This is a genomic window from Saccharopolyspora sp. NPDC003752 (assembly GCF_053605825.1).
Genome location: NZ_JBSGJZ010000019.1, coordinates 113584 through 130034, shown reverse-complemented (window position 1 = coordinate 130034; position 16451 = coordinate 113584). Strand labels below are relative to the sequence as shown.

The following is a 16451-nucleotide window of genomic DNA, read 5'->3' as shown; positions in this document are numbered from 1 at the left end:
CTCCCACGGTTTTACTGCTGCTGCTCCGGCCCCGCAGCGTCCGGGTCGGCGGCCTCGTCGGCGTTGCGCGCGATCGCCACCAGCGCGGACCCCTCGTCCAGGTTCATCAGACGAACCCCCTTCGTCTGCCTGCCGGCCTTGCGCACCTCCTTGGCGGTGGTCCGGATGACCCCACCGGTCGAGGTGATCGCATAGAGCTCGTCGTCGATCTCGACGATGAGAGCCCCCACCAGCCTGCCACGCTTGTTGTCGTACTGGAGAGTCAGCACTCCCTTTCCGCCGCGGCCCTGCACGGGGTAGTCATCGATCGGGGTGCGCTTCGCGTAGCCGCCGTCGGTCGCCACCAGCACGTACCGGTCCTCCCGGACCACGCCCATCGCCAGCAGCTCGTCGCCGTCGTTGAACCGCATGCCCAGCACGCCCGAGGTGGCCCGGCCCATCGGCCGCAGCGCCTCGTCGGTGGCGTGGAACCGGATCGACTGGCCCTCGGCGGACACCAGCAGCAGGTCGTCATCGGCGGAGCACAGCACCGCGCCGACCAGCTCGTCGTCGTCCTTGAGGTTGACGCCGATCAGACCACCCGATCGGTTGGAGTCGAAGTCGGTCAGGCGGGACTTCTTCACCAGCCCGTTCCGGGTGGCCAGCACCAGGTACGGCGCCGCGGTGTAGTCCTTGATCTGCATGACCTGGGCGATCTGCTCGTCCGGCTGGAACGCCAGCAGGTTCGCCACGTGCTGGCCGCGAGCGGTGCGGTTGGCCTCCGGCAGCTCGTAGGCCTTCGCCCGGTAGACCCGGCCCTTGTTGGTGAAGAACAGGATCCAGTCGTGCGTGGAGCACACGAAGAAGTGCGACACGATGTCGTCCTGCTTCAGCTGCGCGCCCTGCACGCCCTTGCCGCCGCGCTTCTGCGCCCGGTACAGGTCGGTGCGGGTCCGCTTGGCGTAGCCGGTGCGGGTGATCGTGACGACCACGTCCTCGTCGGCGATGAGGTCCTCCATGGAGACCTCGCCCTCGAACGGGACGATCTTCGTGCGGCGGTCCTCGCCGTACTTGTCGACGATCTCCATGAGCTCGTCGCGGATGATCTGCCGCTGCCGCTCCGGCTTGGCGAGGATGTCCTTGAGGTCCTCGATCTCCCGCTCGATCTCGGCCAACTGGTCGACGATCTTCTGCCGCTCCAGGGCGGCCAGGCGGCGCAGCTGCATCTCCAGGATCGCGTTGGCCTGGATCTCGTCGACGTCGAGCAGCTCGATCAGCCCGGTGCGCGCGTCGTCCACCGTGGGCGACCGGCGGATCAGGGCGATGACCTCGTCCAGCATGTCCAGCGCCTTGACCAGACCGCGCAGGATGTGGGCGCGTTCCTCGGCCTTCTTCAGCCGGAACTTGGTGCGCCGGACGATGACCTCGACCTGGTGCTTGACGTAGTACCGGATGATCTGGTCCAGCCGCAGGGTGCGCGGCACGCCGTCGACCAGGGACAGCATGTTGGCGCCGAAGGTGGTCTGCAGCTGGGTGTGCTTGAAGAGGTTGTTCAGCACGACCTTCGGGATCGCGTCGCGCTTGAGCGTGACCACGATCCGCATGCCGCGCCGACTGTTGGACTCGTCGGCGATGTCGGAGATGCCGGTGAGCTTGCCCTCCCGGTGCATCGAGGCGATGTTCTCGATGAGGTTGTCCGGGTTGACCTGGTAGGGCAGCTCGGTGACGACCAGCGTGGTGCGCCCCTTGTTGTCCTCTTCGACGTCGACGACGGCCCGCATCTTGATGGAGCCGCGACCGGTGCGGTACGCGTCGGCGATCGCGGTGGTGCCGAGGATGAGCGCGCGGGTCGGGAAGTCCGGACCCTTGATCCGCTCGATCAGCGCTTCGAGCAGCTGCTCGTCATCGGCTTCCGGGTTCTCCAGCGCCCAGACGACGCCGTCGGCGACCTCGCGCAGGTTGTGCGGCGGGATGTTGGTGGCCATGCCGACCGCGATCCCGCCACCGCCGTTGACCAGGAGGTTCGGGAATCGCGACGGCAGCACGGTGGGCTCTTGGGTGCGGCCGTCGTAGTTGTCGGCGAAGTCGACGGTGTCCTCTTCGATGTCGGCGAGCATGTGCATCGCCAACGGGGCCAGCCGCGACTCGGTGTACCGCATCGCCGCGGCCGGGTCGTTGCCGGGCGAACCGAAGTTGCCCTGGCCGTCGATCAGGGGGTGGCGCATCGACCACGGCTGGGCCAGGCGGACCAGGGTGTCGTAGATCGCCGAGTCGCCGTGCGGGTGGTAGTTGCCCATCACGTCGCCGACGACGCGGGAGCACTTCACGTAACCGCGGTCCGGGCGGAAGCCCGAGTCGTACATCGCGTACAGCACGCGCCGGTGCACCGGCTTGAGGCCGTCGCGCACGTCTGGCAGCGCGCGGGCCACGATCACGCTCATCGCGTAGTCGATGTAGGAGCGCTGCATCTCCTGCTGGATGTCGACCGGCTCGATCCGGCCGTGTTCCGGCGGCAGGATTTCCGTCATGCTCGTCCTTCGCTTTCCGGGAAGTTCGGGGGCTTAGCGGCGCGTGGCGTCACACGTCGAGGAAGCGGACGTCCTTGGCGTTGCGGGTGATGAACGAGCGCCGGGCCTCGACGTCCTCACCCATCAGCACGCTGAACAGCTCGTCCGCGGTCGCCGCGTCGTCCAGCGAGACCTGCAGCAGCAGCCGGGTCTCCGGGTTCATGGTGGTTTCCCACAGCTCGTCGGCGTTCATCTCGCCGAGACCCTTGTAGCGCTGGATGCCGTCGTCCTTGGGCAGCTTGCGGCCCGCGGCGGCGCCCTGCTCCAGCAGCGCGTTGCGCTCCTTGTCGCTGTAGGCGTACTCCGGCTCCGAGCGCGGCCACTTGATCTTGTACAGCGGCGGCTGCGCGAGGAACACGTGGCCGTTCTCGATCAGCGGGCGCATGAAGCGGAACAGCAGCGTCAGCAGCAGGGTGCGGATGTGCTGGCCGTCGACGTCGGCGTCGGCCATCAGCACGATCTTGTGGTACCGCAGCTTGGACAGGTCGAACTCGTCGTGGATGCCGGTGCCCAGCGCGGTGATGATCGCCTGGACCTCGTTGTTCTTGAGGACCTTGTCGATCCGCGACTTCTCCACGTTGATGATCTTGCCGCGCAGCGGCAGGATCGCCTGGAACCGCGACTCGCGGCCCTCCTTCGCGGAGCCGCCCGCGGAGTCGCCCTCCACGATGTAGAGCTCGCACTCCTCCGGGTTGTTGGACTGGCAGTCCTTCAGCTTGCCCGGCAGGCCGCCGATGTCCATCGCGCTCTTGCGGCGCACCAGCTCCTTGGCCTTGCGCGCGGCCATCCGCGCCTGCGCCGAGGACACCGCCTTGTTGACGATCACCTTGGCCTCGGCGGGGTTGCGCTCGAACCAGTCGGTGAGCCACTCGAAGGCGGTGGTCTGCACGAACGACTTGACCTCGGTGTTGCCCAGCTTGGTCTTGGTCTGGCCCTCGAACTGCGGCTCGCGGACCTTCACCGAGACGATCGCGGCGAGACCCTCGCGGACGTCGTCGCCGGTGAGGCTGCCGTCCTTCTCCTTGAGGAGCTTCTTCTCCTTGGCGTAGCTGTTGACCACGCGGGTCAGCGCCGACCGGAAGCCCTCCTCGTGGGTGCCGCCCTCGTGGGTGTTGATGGTGTTCGCGAAGGTGTAGACCGACTGGTTGTAGCCGGAGTTCCACTGCATCGCGATCTCCAGCTCGGAGCCGTTGCCGGACGCGCTGAAGGACACCACCTTCTTGTGGATCGGCTCCTTGGTGGCGTTGATGTGCCGGACGAAGTCCTCCAGGCCGCCCGGGTAGTGGAAGGTGCGCTCGGTGGCTCGCGCGGCAGCGCCGGACGCGTCCTCACCGGACTCGTCTTCCTCGGCCGCTCGCTCGTCGCGGAGCACGATCGTCAGGCCCTTGTTCAGGAACGCCATCTCCTGCAGTCGGCGGGAGACCGTCTCGGCGTTGTACCGGGTCGTCTCGAACACCTTCGGGTCGGCCCAGAACGTGATGCTCGTGCCCGTCCGGTCGGTGGCCTCGCCGCGCTCGACGTCGGAGACGGGCTTGGAGTCCTCGTAGCGCTGCCGCCACACATAACCGTTGATGCAGATCTCGGCTTCCAGCGACATCGACAGCGCGTTGACCACCGAGACGCCGACGCCGTGCAGACCACCGGAGACGGCGTAGGCGTCGCCGCCGAACTTGCCGCCCGCGTGCAGCACGGTCAGCACGACCTCCAGGGTCGGCTTCTTCTCCACGGGGTGCATGTCCACCGGGATGCCGCGACCGTCGTCGACGACGCGGACGCCGCCGTCGGCGAGGAGGGTGACCTCGACCTTGGACGCGTAGCCGGCCATCGCCTCGTCGACGGAGTTGTCCACGACCTCCCACACCAGGTGGTGCAGACCGCGTTCACCGGTCGAACCGATGTACATGCCGGGACGCTTGCGAACGGCCTCAAGGCCCTCGAGAACGGTGATGGATGACGCGTTGTAATCGCTCTTCTTCGGTGCCACGGGCCTCGATTTCTCCTTGAGCCGACTGTGCTGTCAGGTTGGCCGGTGCCGGTTCGAAAACGCGCCCCGTCCCGCACCGCAGACCACTTCGGGGCGACTCGTCTGCCGGGGCCGCACCCTGATGCGCGCCGTCGCCCCGCGCCTCGAAGCTCACCGCGGTCGAAGGCGTCGGCCACACCCTCTTCTGATTCTACTGGTCCCCCGTGACAGAAGTAGGGCAAGGACACCCCTGACTTCCTCACAGAGCGGAGAACTCGAATCAATCCACCATCCGAGAGCCGCGAGCGATCGCCGGGGGATCTCTGCCGCGATCGGCCGGTCGCCCGCGCGTCCGGAGGACGGCGCGCACCGCGAGGCTACTAGCCGTAGGTGTCCCGCGGGCCCCGCCCGGGAACGTGCCGGGGGCCGTGTCGCCAGCTGGGGGCGGCCGGGCCCTGCACCTTGATCCGGCGCACCACGTCGCGGCCGACGCCGTCGCTGATCCGCTTCAGGATCTGGCGCTGGAGCAGTCGCAGCTGGGTGGCCCACGCGGTGGACTGGGCCTGGACGGTGAGCTCGCCGTCCTTCAGCGCCACCGGCTTGGTGTGCTCGGCGACGTCGCCGCCGACCAGGGTGGCCCACTGGGCGAAGACCTGGCCGCCGGAGAGGTGCTCGGTCCAGCCGCGCTCGCTGGCGATCCGCGCGGCCAGCCGCCCCAGCGGCTGCGGGTCGCGGTCGTCCGGGCGAGGCCCCGACCAGCCACGACGGCGGCGCGTCCGGACGCCACCACCCTTCTTCTTGGCGTCGCGGCGGCGGGCGGCGGACTGCTCGCGGGCGGCCTGCAGGGCGGCCCGGGCGAGATCCGGCCCGGACAGCGCGGCGCCATCGGACCCGACCGGGACCTGTGTTGACGCCGCCGAGTTATCCACACCATCCACAGAGTTATCCCCAGATGTGGGTAGATCGACGACTTTTCCCGCCTCTTCGGTCACTCTGCGTGTAATTGACGACCGCGAACGGTTACTCGACACGTCGCACCTCGCCTTCGCGGACGTCGAATCGGGCGCCGATGAGCTCCGACGGCACGTCCTCCGCCACCGCCGCGGTCACCAGCACCTGCTCGGCGCCGGCGACCAGGTCGGCCAGCCGGGCCCGGCGGCGGCGGTCGAGCTCGGCGAAGACGTCGTCCAGGATCAACACCGGCTCCGCGCCATCTTCGGTGAGCAGGTGGTAGGAAGCCAGCCGCAACGCCAGTACGAAGGACCAAGATTCTCCATGGCTGGCGTATCCCTTCGCGGGCAGGTCGCCGAGCAGCAGTTCCAGGTCGTCGCGGTGCGGCCCGACCAACGACACGCCGCGCTCGATCTCCTGCGGCCGGACCCGCTCCAGCTCGGCGAGCAGGGCCGATTCCAGTTCGGCCGGGTCGGCGGCCTTGCCCAGCGGTACGCCGTACCCGGTGGGAAGCGACTCGCCGAGGCTGCTGCGGTAGCGGACGTCGGCCACCCGGCCGGACGGCAAGGTGGCCTCGTCGGTGGCGGCGACGTTGGCGTATGCGCTGGTCACGTGCGGTGCGATGGCGGCGACCAGGTCGAGCCGGCCGGCCAGCAGCTCGGCGCCGCAGCGGGCCAGGTGACCGTCCCAGACCTCCAGCGTCCGCACGTCCGCCGAACCGCCGCCCCGCCGCGCCGCTCCTGCGGACTTCAGCAGGGCGCTGCGCTGCTTGAGCACCCGGTCGTAGTCGGCGCGAACGCCCGCGTACCGGGGCGACCGCGAGACCAGCAGGTCGTCCATGAACCGGCGGCGCTCGCCCGGGTCGCCGCGGACGATCGAGAGGTCCTCCGGCGCGAACAGCACGGTGCGCAGGATGCCGAGCACGTCGCGCGGCTTCGCGACGGCGCCGCGGTTGATCCGCGCGCGGTTGGCCTTGCCCGGCGTGATCTCCAGCTCGACCAGCAGCTCACGCCCGCTGTTGACCACGGCGGCCCGCACCACCGCGCGGGCCGCGCCGTCGCGGACCAGCGGCGCATCGGTGGCGACGCGGTGCGAGCCGAGGGTCGCGACGTACCCGATCGCCTCGACCAGGTTCGTCTTGCCCTGTCCGTTGGACCCGACCAGCACGGTGATGCCCGGCTCCAGGGCCAGGTCGGCGTGCGGCCAGGACCGGAAGTCGGTCACTTGCAGATGACGGACGTACACGACGATCCAACTTAGAGGTCGGCCCGCGCCGGCCGGAGCCCTGCTGCCCCGGTCGGTCGGTGAGGTGGAGCGAACGGCCTGTTCGCCACGTTCTACGAGGTCAACGGTCCGTTCACACCGAGCCGGCAGGTGGTCCGGCGCGGGCGAACGGGACGTTCGCACCGGAATAGCGGCGCCGAGCGGCCGTCGACCTGCATCTGGCGATTTGTCGACAAGGCGATCTGACGACGTGCACCCCTTCGCGGGCCGGGGTGATTTGTCGACAAATCGACCCGGCCCGCGAAGGCCGCGATCAGTCCTCGGTCTTCTGCACGGCGTGGCCGCCGAACTGGTTGCGCAGCGCCGCGACCGCCTTCATCGCCGGCGAGTCCTCCTGCCGCGAGGCGAACCGCGCGAACAGCGAGGCGGTGATCACCGGGGTGGGCACCGCGTTGTTGATCGACTCCTCGACCGTCCACCGGCCCTCGCCGGAGTCGCTGACGTAGCCGCGCAGCTCGGCCAGCTCCGGGTCCTCCTCCAGCGCCCGGACCAGCAGGTCCAGCAGCCAGGAGCGGACCACGGTGCCGCGGCTCCACGCCTTGATCGTCTCCGGCACGTTGGTGACCACGCCCGAGGCGGACAGCAGCTCGAAGCCCTCGGCGTAGGCCTGCATCAGGCCGTACTCGATGCCGTTGTGCACCATCTTCGCGTAGTGCCCGGCACCCACCGGGCCGGCGTGCGCGAAGCCCTCCTCGCGCGGCCCCTCCGGGCGCAGCGCGTCGAAGATCGGCATGGCGCGCTCGACGTCCTCGGCGTCGCCACCGGCCATCAGGCCGTAGCCGTTCTTGGCGCCCCACACCCCACCGGAAACCCCGACGTCGAGGTACTTGATGCCGTGCTCGGCGAGCAGCGCCGCGTTGGCCTGGTCGTCGGTGAACTTCGAGTTGCCGCCCTCGATCACCAGGTCACCGGCGGACAGCAGCCCGGCCAGCTCCTCGACCGTCTGACGGGTCGGGTCGCCGTGCGGCACCATGATCCAGACGATCCGCGGGCCGGCCAGCTTCTGCACCAGCTCCGCGATCGACGCGACATCGCTGACGTCCGGGTTGCGGTCGTAACCGACGACGTCGTGACCGGCGGCGCGCAGCCGCTCACGCATGTTGAAACCCATTCGGCCGAGACCGACAAGTCCGAGTTGCACCGGATCTCCCTCTGCGAGCTGTGTATCGACTGGTTGGTCGGCGCGGATGGCCGGCCGCGGGGTGAGGACCTTCACCAGCTGAATCGATCCGACCGGAGCCTAGCCATCGACGGCCGCGGCTCCGGCCGGGCAGTGCGCCGGATGTGACCCAGATCAGCCCGGGAGGCGGACCGGCATCAGGAGGTAGAGGTAGCCCTCCGCCACTTCGCCATCCTCGCCGACCGGCTTGACCAGCGCGGGGCGGTTGGCGGTGGTGAACTGCAGCTGGGCGCGTTCGGTCTTCATCGCGCCCAGGCCGTCGAGCAGGTAGGCCGGGTTGAACGCGATGGTCAGCGGCTCACCGGAGAGCTCGATCGCGAGCTCTTCCTCGGCGCTGCCCTCGTCGTCGCCGCCGGCGGTCAGCCGCAGCACCCGGTCGGAGAACTCCAGGCGCACCTGGGTGCCGCGCTCGGCGACCAGCGACACGCGCTTGATCGCCTCGACCAGCGGGGCGACGTCGACGTTGGCGGTCACCGCGCTCTCGGCGGGCAGCAGCTGGCGGTACTTCGGGAACTCGGCGTCGAGCAGCCGGGTGGTGTTGCGGCGCGCGGTCCCGGACAGCCCGAGCAGGCCGTCGCCGGAAGCCAGCGAGATCTCCACCTTGCTGCCGCCGGCGCCCAGCGTCTTCGCGGAGTCGGCGAGCGTCTTGGCCGGGACGAGCACCGCGGTGTCGTCCATCGAAGTGCCCGGCTCCCAGGTGATCTCGCGCATCGCCAAGCGGAACCGGTCGGTGGCGACCATGGTCAGCTTGTCGTTGTTGATCTCCATCCGGATGCCGGTGAGCATCGGCAGCGTGTCGTCCTTGCCGGCCGCCACCGCGACCTGGCCGACGGCCTCGCTGAACAGATCGCCCGGGACGGAACCGGCGTGCTCGGGCATCGCGGGCAGTTCCGGGTAGTCCTCGACCGGCATGGTCGGCAGGCTGAACCGGGAGCTGCCGCAGGTGATGGTGACGCGGGAGCCGTCGACGGTGAGCTCCACCGGGCGGGCCGGGAGCGCCTTGGTGATGTCCGCCAGCAGCCGCCCGGAAACGAGGGTCCGCCCGCTGTTGTCGATCGCGGCGTCGATGGTGACCTGGGCCGAGACCTCGTAGTCGAACCCGGAGATGGTCAGCGCCTCTCCGGAACTCGCGTCGAGCAGCACTCCGCCCAGCACCGGAACCGGTGGCCGCGACGGCAGGCTGCGCGCGACCCAGGCGACGGCGTCGGCGAGACCGTCACGTTCCACGCGGATCTTCATGGGTGTCCTTTCGGTTCCAGCCGTGGCTCGGCTGCCGAGAACTGTGTGTCGAGCTGGAGCGAAGCAGCTCATCGGGTCGTTGTGCCTCGTGTCCCCGCAATGAGGGCGAAGCGATCCCCCACGAGCGCCGTGCACGCGAAGTTCGGCCCGAGCTCGATCCGGAGTTCACGCCGGCGGTCTCCGCGGGAGTTCCACCGTAGAGCGTGCGACGCGATCTCCGCATCCGGGTCCGAGCAGTTCGTCAGGCCGTCCTGGCGGTCCGGGCCGAGTTGTCCACTTATCCACCGAGCCTTCTTCTCTTTTTCTTTTTTCTTCAAAGAGAAGAAATGAGAGCAGTAGTAGTAAGGGCTGTGAGTTGTGGGGACAAGTGGCGTTTGGGCTGGTCGGGTGGCGTGGTCGGGTGTGGATGAGCACGGGATGTAACCGGGGACTACGGCAACCGGGTGGTGGACAACTTCTGCCCCATCTCGGTCAGTCCACAACCATCCCCAGTTGTCCACAGTTCCATCCACAGTTGTCGACCCAGTTGTACCCATCCCCTGCCGGTTTTGGGCCCCTCCACCGATCGGGCTGTGGGCAAAGCTGTGAGAGCGTTGTGGTCAACCCGGCTCCGCTCTGTGGGCAGACCGCTTCAACTTGTGCACAGCTTGTGGATGGATTGGGGAAAACTCCAGGTCAGGCCTGGGGATGGAAAATCTGTGGACAGCCAGCGCTCCGGTGGACTTTTTTGCCGGAGGGGTGAGGCGAAGACCACCCTGGTCCCCAGAAAAGTTCGGCGCGCCAACTCCCTCCACAACTGCGGAGCGCGCTTGATCGACCTCGGAACGTGGTGATTTGCTGTCCCGGCGCGGCCGGCGACGGCTCGACGCGTGCGCTTCGCGGCCTCCGGAGCCCGGCGAGGAACCCGAAGTTTTCTGTCAGAGCGGTCTGATCCGGGCCGGGCGGCCCAACAGAAACATCTCGCCGCGCCCGGCGGACTCCTGAGATGCCCCGAGTTCCGAAGGGGCCCGAGGGGCGCGCTGCCATCCGCGCCCGGACGTCTCCCCGCTGCGGGCTCGGCGGCGACTCGCCGGACCGATGACCTACGGCGCTCGGCCGGAGAGCTTTCTGTTGACGGGGGCGGCTCGCGGCAGGGTGGGTCGGCAGAAAGATTCGCCGCGCGAGCCGAAGGGAATCACACCGGGGACAGCGCGATAGCCCGGCACAGGCCATCTGAGCGGGTCGACCCCTCTGACCTGGGCAGAAGCCGAGACGTCAGGCCAAGATGGCCCGTTACCCATTCCGCAAGCGCAACCGCCGCCGCGAAACTCAACTCGACACGAACCTGAGCTGCCGCAAGCGCCGGAGGCGCTTAGCCCACCCTCGCAACTCGCACCGCCGCGGGTTCTCAGGAGTCTTCTCGTGAGGACAGCCCTGACGCCTCCTATTGGACATACTCAAGTCGGGGATCCCGGAGTCGAGAAGGCTGCCGTGATTCCCGCAGGGGGGCCGCTACCCGCACCGCTACGCAGAAAAACCCCAGATTCCCAAGAATCAGCGGGACTGCTGCTTGATGCGGGCGGTGAGCTCCTGGACGTGCTCGTACACGCGGCGCCGCTCCGCCATCTCCTTGCGGATCTTCTTGTCCGCGTACATCACCGTGGTGTGGTCGCGGCCGCCGAAGTACTGGCCGATCTTCGGCAGCGACGAGTCGGTCAGCTCCCGGCACAGGTACATCGCGATCTGCCTGGCCTGCGCCAGCGCCTTGGTCTTGCCCGGGCCGCACAGGTCGTCGATGGTCACGCTGAAGTAGTCCGCGGTCACGGCCATGATCGTCGGCGCCGTGATCTCCGGGGTCTGCGAGTCCGGGATCAGGTCGCGCAGCACGATCTCGGCCAGCTGCAGGTCGACCGGCTGCCGGTTCAGCGACGCGAACGCCGTGACCCGGATCAGCGCGCCCTCCAGCTCGCGGATGTTGCGCTCGATCCGGGACGCGATGAACTCCAGCACGTCGGCCGGCGCGTTCATCCGGTCCTGGGCGGCCTTCTTGCGCAGGATCGCGATCCGCGTCTCCAGCTCGGGCGGCTGGATGTCGGTGATCAGGCCCCACTCGAACCGGGTGCGCAGGCGGTCCTCCAGGGTCCGCAGCCCCTTCGGCGGCCGGTCCGAGGACACCACGATCTGCTTGTTCGAGTTGTGCAGGGTGTTGAAGGTGTGGAAGAACTCCTCCTGGGTGCCTTCCTTGCCCTCCAGGAACTGGATGTCGTCCACCAGCAGCACGTCGACGTCGCGGTACCGGCGCTGGAACGCCACCTGCCGGTCGTCGCGCAGCGAGTTGATGAAGTCGTTGGTGAATTCCTCGGTGGACACGTAGCGGACGCGCATCCCGGGGAACAACCGCTGGGTGTAGTGCCCGACCGCGTGCAGCAGGTGCGTCTTGCCGAGCCCGGACTCGCCCCAGATGAACAGCGGGTTGTACGCGCGGGCCGGCGCTTCCGCCGCGGCGACGGCGGCGGCGTGCGCGAACCGGTTCGAGGACCCGATGACGAACGTGTCGAAGGTGTACTTCGCGTTCAGCCTGGTCTGCGAGGTCGGCGGCGCGTGCTTCGGCGCGGTGAACGGCTGGCCCTGCGGCGGCTCGCCCCGGCCGAAGGTCGGCCAGATCTCGTTGCCGTTCTCCTCGGCTTCCGGCTCGGGCGCGCTCTCCGGCTCGGCATCCGCCTCGTCGGCCTCCAGCGGCTGCGGGACGTCGCCGCCCGGCCACTTGAACTCGGCGGTCGGGAAGTCGATCTCGGGTTTCGGGTCCGGCGCGGCGTGCCGCCCTTCGACGACGGCCGGGATCGAGCCGGTGTGCGCGGTGTGGCCGAACGTGTCGGTGCCCCGGCCGAAGCCCGTCGCGGGGACGTAACCGGGCGTGGGCTGATCGGCGCCGGGCGGTGTGGCGCGGCCGGACCAGGAGTCGGCCGGCGCGGGCGCCGCGACCGGGCGGGTGGGTGCGGGAACCGCGGTGTCCACCTTCACCGCGAGCGACACGGCGCGGCCGAGGCGGCGCGACAGCGCGTCGGTGATCGGATCGCGCAGCGCGCGCTCGATGGCTTCCTTGGCGAAATCACTGGGCGCGGCGAGCAACGCCGTACCGTCCAGCAGCCCGATCGGCCGGGTCACCCGCATCCAGGCGCGCTGCTGTGGTGAGAGGGTGCCGGAGGACAGCTCCTGCACCACCTCTTCCCAAACTCGACCGAGATCGGATTGGTGGTCGGACACCGCCTTGCTCCCCTCCCCTCGCTCGCGCAGCCCCCGGTGCGGTCCCGGGGCCTGGCCCCCACGATGCTCGGGCGCGTTCGGTGTCACGGGACGATGGGGCCAGACTCCTGTGGACACCTGTTCGAGCAGGTGTCCACAGAGTTGTCCACAACTTGTGTATGAAGGTACGGCAGGCCGGTCCGGTGATCCCCCCTGGGGCCGTCGTACCGCTGCGATCCAGGTCAGGGCATCCCCACAGAGTCCGGTGCTCCCACCCACCGGTCCGCGAATCGCAGGGGGGCACGCTAACAAGGTCACGCCACGCTTACAAGCGAGTCCCGGAGATGCCAGGAAGATCGCGATGTGGCAGCCTGTGGACCGTCGGCGCGCGGGCTGTCGCTTCCACATCATGACCCCGGTTAAGCGCCCCTCGCCGCCAGTGCGTACCCTCGTACAGTCCCCCGCTTCCTGAGCGGGCATGTCGCTGCGCCGAGATTCTGGCGCCGTGCACCGCTCGGTGTTGCCGATCGCCGCACGTCCGGCGACTGCGGCTCGCGAGGCAGGGACACCTTGACCGAACCGTGGTTCACCGTGGCCATCGGTGCCTGTAGTAACCGGGAGATCCGACCGTGAGCAAGGGCAAGCGCACTTTCCAGCCGAACAACCGCCGCCGTGCCAGGAAGCACGGGTTCCGGCTGCGCATGCGCACTCGGGCCGGCCGGGCCATCGTGGCCTCGCGCCGTCGCCGGGGTCGCGCGCAGCTGACTGCCTGATCGCGTCCGGCCGTGCTTCCCGCGGCAGCCCGGCTGACCAAGAACCAGGAGTTCCGCCTGGTGGTCCGTCGTGGTCGTCGGGCCGGTCGGTCCCGCTTGGTGGTCCACGTTCTGCGCGCGGACCAGGCACGGGACCTCGGCCCGCATCGCACCGGCGAGGCCTTACCGGAAGCCGAGGCGAATACGGCACCCACCCGGAAATCGGATATCGCGACCCGGGTGGGTTTTGTCGTGAGCAAGGCCGTGGGCACGGCGGTGGTCCGGCATCGGGTCACCCGCCGCCTCCGGCACCTGATGCGCGACCTCCTGCCCGCGTTTCCCGCTGGCACACTGGTGGTGGTCCGCGCCCTGCCACCGGCAGCAGGTGCGTCCAGCCGTGAACTCGGTGCGGACCTCGACGCGGCACTGCGCAAGCTCCGCGTCATCGCCCCCGATGTTCCGGCGACAGGTTCCAGGTGATGGCTCCGGACGAGCAGCAGGACGACAGGCTCCGCGCCCCCGCTCGGCGCCCGAGCCCGCTCGCCTGGGTGCTGCTCGGTCCGGTGCACGTCTACCGCAAGGTGATCTCGCCACTGCTGCCGCCTTCGTGCCGGTTCTACCCGAGCTGCAGCACCTACGCGGTCGAGGCGCTCACCGTGCACGGCCTGTTCCGCGGCGGCTGGTTGACGTTGCGCAGGTTGCTGCGCTGCGGCCCCTGGCACCCTGGAGGCCTGGACCCGGTCCCACCGCCCCGTGAGCGGTCCGCGGCGGGTGGCCGCGTACCCGAGAAACCTGCCGAGGAGTAGCCCGCGTGCTGGACTTCATCTACTACCCGGTGTCGGCCATCCTGTGGTTCTGGCACAAGGTGTTCGGCTTCGTGCTGGATCCGGCCAGCGGCTACGCCTGGGCACTGGCGGTCATCTTCTTGGTCTTCACGCTGCGCGCACTGCTGTTCAAGCCGTTCGTGCACCAGGTGCGGTCGATGAAGAAGATGCAGGAGTTCGCGCCGCAGATCCGCGAGCTGCAGGCCAAGTACGGCGACGACCGGCAGAAGCTGGCCGCCGAGATGCAGAAGCTGCAGGCCGAGCAGGGCTTCAACCCGATCAGCGGTTGCCTGCCGGTCCTGGTCCAGGTCCCGGTGTTCATCGGGCTCTTCCACGTGCTCAGCGGGTTCAAGCCGGGCGCGCCCTCGAACTTCATCTTCAACGCCGACGACGTCGCCTCGTTCGTGGCGGCCGACCTGTTCGGCGCCAAGCTGTCGAACACCATCAGCCAGGCCCCCGAGGTGCTCGCGACGTTCGGCACCGACCGCTGGGACATGATGCTGGTCGGCGTGCCGCTGATGATCGCCGCCGCGATCGCCACGCACTTCACCGCGCGCCACTCCGTGCAGCGGCAGACCGCGGACGCCGCGGCCAACCCGCAGACGGCGATCATGAACCGGATGACGTTGTGGATCTTCCCGATGTTCGCGATCATCGGTGGTCCGTTCCTGCCGCTGGCCATTCTGATCTACTGGCTGGCCAACAACTTCTGGACGCTGGGTCAGCAGCGGGTGGTGTACAGCCGGATCGACCGCGAGGAGGCTGCGCTGGCCGGCGCGCCCGCGGTCGTCGAATCCACCGCGGTGGAGACCGACACCACGCGCAGCGCGGACCCGGTGGCCAAGGACGAACCCGGTGAGATCCCCGGGGTGATCGAAGACCGTTCTCGCGACGCGGACAAGCCGGGCGAGTCCCGCTGAATTCGTCGCGAACCCTGGAGAGGAGACACCCAGTGTCCGAAACCGTGCAGGAGTCGAGCCCGTCCGCGGCCGAGCCCCAGAACGAAGAGACCGCCGAGAAGTCCGAGGTGTCGAACACCGAGGCGCTCCTAGTGCAGGAGGGCGACATCGCGGGTGACTACCTCGAGCGGCTGCTCGACCTGCTGGACTACGACGGGGACATCGACCTCGACGTGGAGGCCGGCCGTGCGGTGGTGAGCATCGACGGCGGCGAAGACCTGGAGAAGCTGGTCGGCACCCGCGGTCAGGTGCTGGAGTCGCTGCAGGAGCTGACTCGGCTCGCGGTGCAGCAGGAGACCGGTGTCCGCAGCCGGCTGATGCTGGACGTCGCCGGCTGGCGGGCCGGCCGTCGGCAGGAGCTGACGGAGCTCGGGCGGTCGACCGCCGAGGGCGTGCTGGAGAGCGGCAAGGAGGCGCGACTGCGCCCGATGACCCCGTTCGAGCGGAAGATCATCCACGACGCGGTCGCGGCCGTCGATGGTGTCCACAGCGAGAGCGAAGGCGAAGAGCCCAACCGCAAGGTCGTCGTCTTCAAGAGCTAGGTGAATGGACGGCTCGCTCTGCGTGGCGGCGGTGAGCTTCGCAGTTGCGGTCGATTGAACTGAATATCTTGATCCGGTGCTCCTGTCCGATACGGCAGGAGCACCGGTGTATTTGGGCCGTGTTCCACGTGAAACAACACCGAATCCGGCATCCCTCTCGGCGGGCCTTCAAGCCCGAAGCGGTGGGTTTCACGTGAAACGTGGGTTGATGCTTGGCTGCGGAGCGCAATCCGGCAGGCTTAGGTCAGACACCTGGTTCCACGTGAAACATCGGGGTGAATGCTTTGACCGAAGGTGTGCCGGCGGCGGCGCAGGTCGTGTTCGGTGAGCGAGTGGCGTTGGCCGAACGGTTCTACGACCTGCTCCAGGAGCACGGGATCCGCCGCGGATTGATCGGTCCGCGCGAGTTGGACCGGCTCTGGGAAAGACATTTGTTGAACTCTGCGGTCATTGCGGAGTTGCTGCCACCGAATTGCCGGGTGTTGGACGTAGGCTCTGGGGCGGGGCTGCCGGGCATCCCGTTGGCGATCGCCCGCCCGGATCTCAGCCTGACCCTGTTGGAGCCGATGGCTCGACGGGTGACGTGGTTGCAGGAAGTCATCACCGAGTTGGCGCTCACCGTCGAGGTGGTGCGCGGACGTGCCGAGGAGGGCCCGGTGCGCGAACGGCTGGCCGATCAGGACGCCGTGACCGCGCGCGCCGTGGCACCGATGGAACGGCTCGCGAAGTGGTGCGTCCCGCTGCTGCGGACGGGCGGCCGGCTGCTCGCCATGAAGGGTGAGAGCGCGGCGGAGGAACTCGAACGGGACGCCGCGGCGATCGCCGCGGTAGGTGGCGGCCCCGGCGAGGTGGTTTCGTGCGGCGTCGGCGTGCTCGAAGTGCCGACGACCGTTGTCGTGGTGGAGCGGGTCTCGGCGGCCCGAAATGCGTCCGGTCGGCGTCGTGACGGTGCACGTCGAACGAGAAAGGATCGTGGACGGTGAATCCGG

Annotated in this window: 13 protein-coding genes; 6 read left to right on the top strand and 7 right to left on the bottom strand. The window is 68.8% G+C overall.

Features of this window, described 5'->3' with window-relative positions; translation table 11 throughout:
- Positions 1-11: 11 nt before the first annotated feature.
- The 7 genes from gyrA to dnaA all read right to left on the bottom strand — a co-directional run bounded on the left by gyrA (position 12) and on the right by dnaA (position 12406).
- Positions 12-2507 carry a DNA gyrase subunit A gene (gene gyrA, locus ACWEV3_RS24385; RefSeq protein WP_452616132.1) on the bottom strand — a complete coding sequence of 832 codons (2496 nt, stop codon included), beginning with the start codon at positions 2505-2507 and terminating at the stop codon, positions 12-14.
- Positions 2508-2556: 49 nt separating this feature from the next.
- Positions 2557-4530 (bottom strand): DNA topoisomerase (ATP-hydrolyzing) subunit B, encoded by a 1974-nt coding sequence (gene gyrB / locus ACWEV3_RS24380; protein ID WP_452616131.1) that lies wholly within the window; start codon positions 4528-4530, stop codon positions 2557-2559.
- A 359-nt stretch (positions 4531-4889) separates the two neighbouring features.
- Positions 4890-5447, bottom strand: coding sequence for a DUF721 domain-containing protein (locus ACWEV3_RS24375; protein WP_452616130.1), 558 nt, complete (start codon positions 5445-5447; stop codon positions 4890-4892).
- Positions 5448-5529: 82 nt separating this feature from the next.
- Positions 5530-6705, bottom strand: coding sequence for a DNA replication/repair protein RecF (recF, locus tag ACWEV3_RS24370; RefSeq protein WP_452616129.1), 1176 nt, complete (start codon positions 6703-6705; stop codon positions 5530-5532).
- A 292-nt stretch (positions 6706-6997) separates the two neighbouring features.
- Positions 6998-7885: a phosphogluconate dehydrogenase (NAD(+)-dependent, decarboxylating) gene (gnd, locus tag ACWEV3_RS24365; protein WP_452616128.1), complete on the bottom strand. Its 888-nt coding sequence runs from the start codon at positions 7883-7885 to the stop codon at positions 6998-7000.
- A 153-nt stretch (positions 7886-8038) separates the two neighbouring features.
- On the bottom strand, positions 8039-9163 hold the full coding sequence (gene dnaN, locus ACWEV3_RS24360; RefSeq protein WP_358568219.1) for a DNA polymerase III subunit beta: 1125 nt from the start codon (positions 9161-9163) through the stop codon (positions 8039-8041).
- A 1533-nt stretch (positions 9164-10696) separates the two neighbouring features.
- Complete coding sequence (gene dnaA / locus ACWEV3_RS24355; RefSeq protein ID WP_452616127.1) at positions 10697-12406, bottom strand: chromosomal replication initiator protein DnaA; 1710 nt, start codon at positions 12404-12406, stop codon at positions 10697-10699.
- A gap of 608 nt (positions 12407-13014) precedes the next feature.
- Here dnaA and rpmH point away from each other — a divergent pair.
- The 6 genes from rpmH (at position 13015) to rsmG (ending at position 16445) form a co-directional block, all read left to right on the top strand.
- Positions 13015-13158, top strand: coding sequence for a 50S ribosomal protein L34 (rpmH, locus tag ACWEV3_RS24350; RefSeq protein WP_083822226.1), 144 nt, complete (start codon positions 13015-13017; stop codon positions 13156-13158).
- A gap of 12 nt (positions 13159-13170) precedes the next feature.
- Positions 13171-13617 carry a ribonuclease P protein component gene (gene rnpA / locus ACWEV3_RS24345; RefSeq protein ID WP_452616126.1) on the top strand — a complete coding sequence of 149 codons (447 nt, stop codon included), beginning with the start codon at positions 13171-13173 and terminating at the stop codon, positions 13615-13617.
- Positions 13617-13943: a membrane protein insertion efficiency factor YidD gene (yidD, locus tag ACWEV3_RS24340; protein WP_093260838.1), complete on the top strand. Its 327-nt coding sequence runs from the start codon at positions 13617-13619 to the stop codon at positions 13941-13943. Before rnpA ends, yidD begins: the two co-directional genes overlap by 1 nt.
- A gap of 5 nt (positions 13944-13948) precedes the next feature.
- Positions 13949-14881 (top strand): membrane protein insertase YidC, encoded by a 933-nt coding sequence (yidC, locus tag ACWEV3_RS24335; RefSeq protein WP_452616125.1) that lies wholly within the window; start codon positions 13949-13951, stop codon positions 14879-14881.
- A gap of 32 nt (positions 14882-14913) precedes the next feature.
- The gene (locus ACWEV3_RS24330; protein ID WP_452616124.1) at positions 14914-15462 is read left to right on the top strand and encodes a Jag family protein; all 549 of its coding nucleotides are present in this window, start codon (positions 14914-14916) and stop codon (positions 15460-15462) included.
- Positions 15463-15746: 284 nt separating this feature from the next.
- A complete protein-coding gene (rsmG, locus tag ACWEV3_RS24325) occupies positions 15747-16445 on the top strand; it encodes a 16S rRNA (guanine(527)-N(7))-methyltransferase RsmG (protein WP_397527314.1) in 699 nt (232 codons plus the stop codon).
- The last annotated feature ends 6 nt before the right edge of the window (positions 16446-16451 follow it).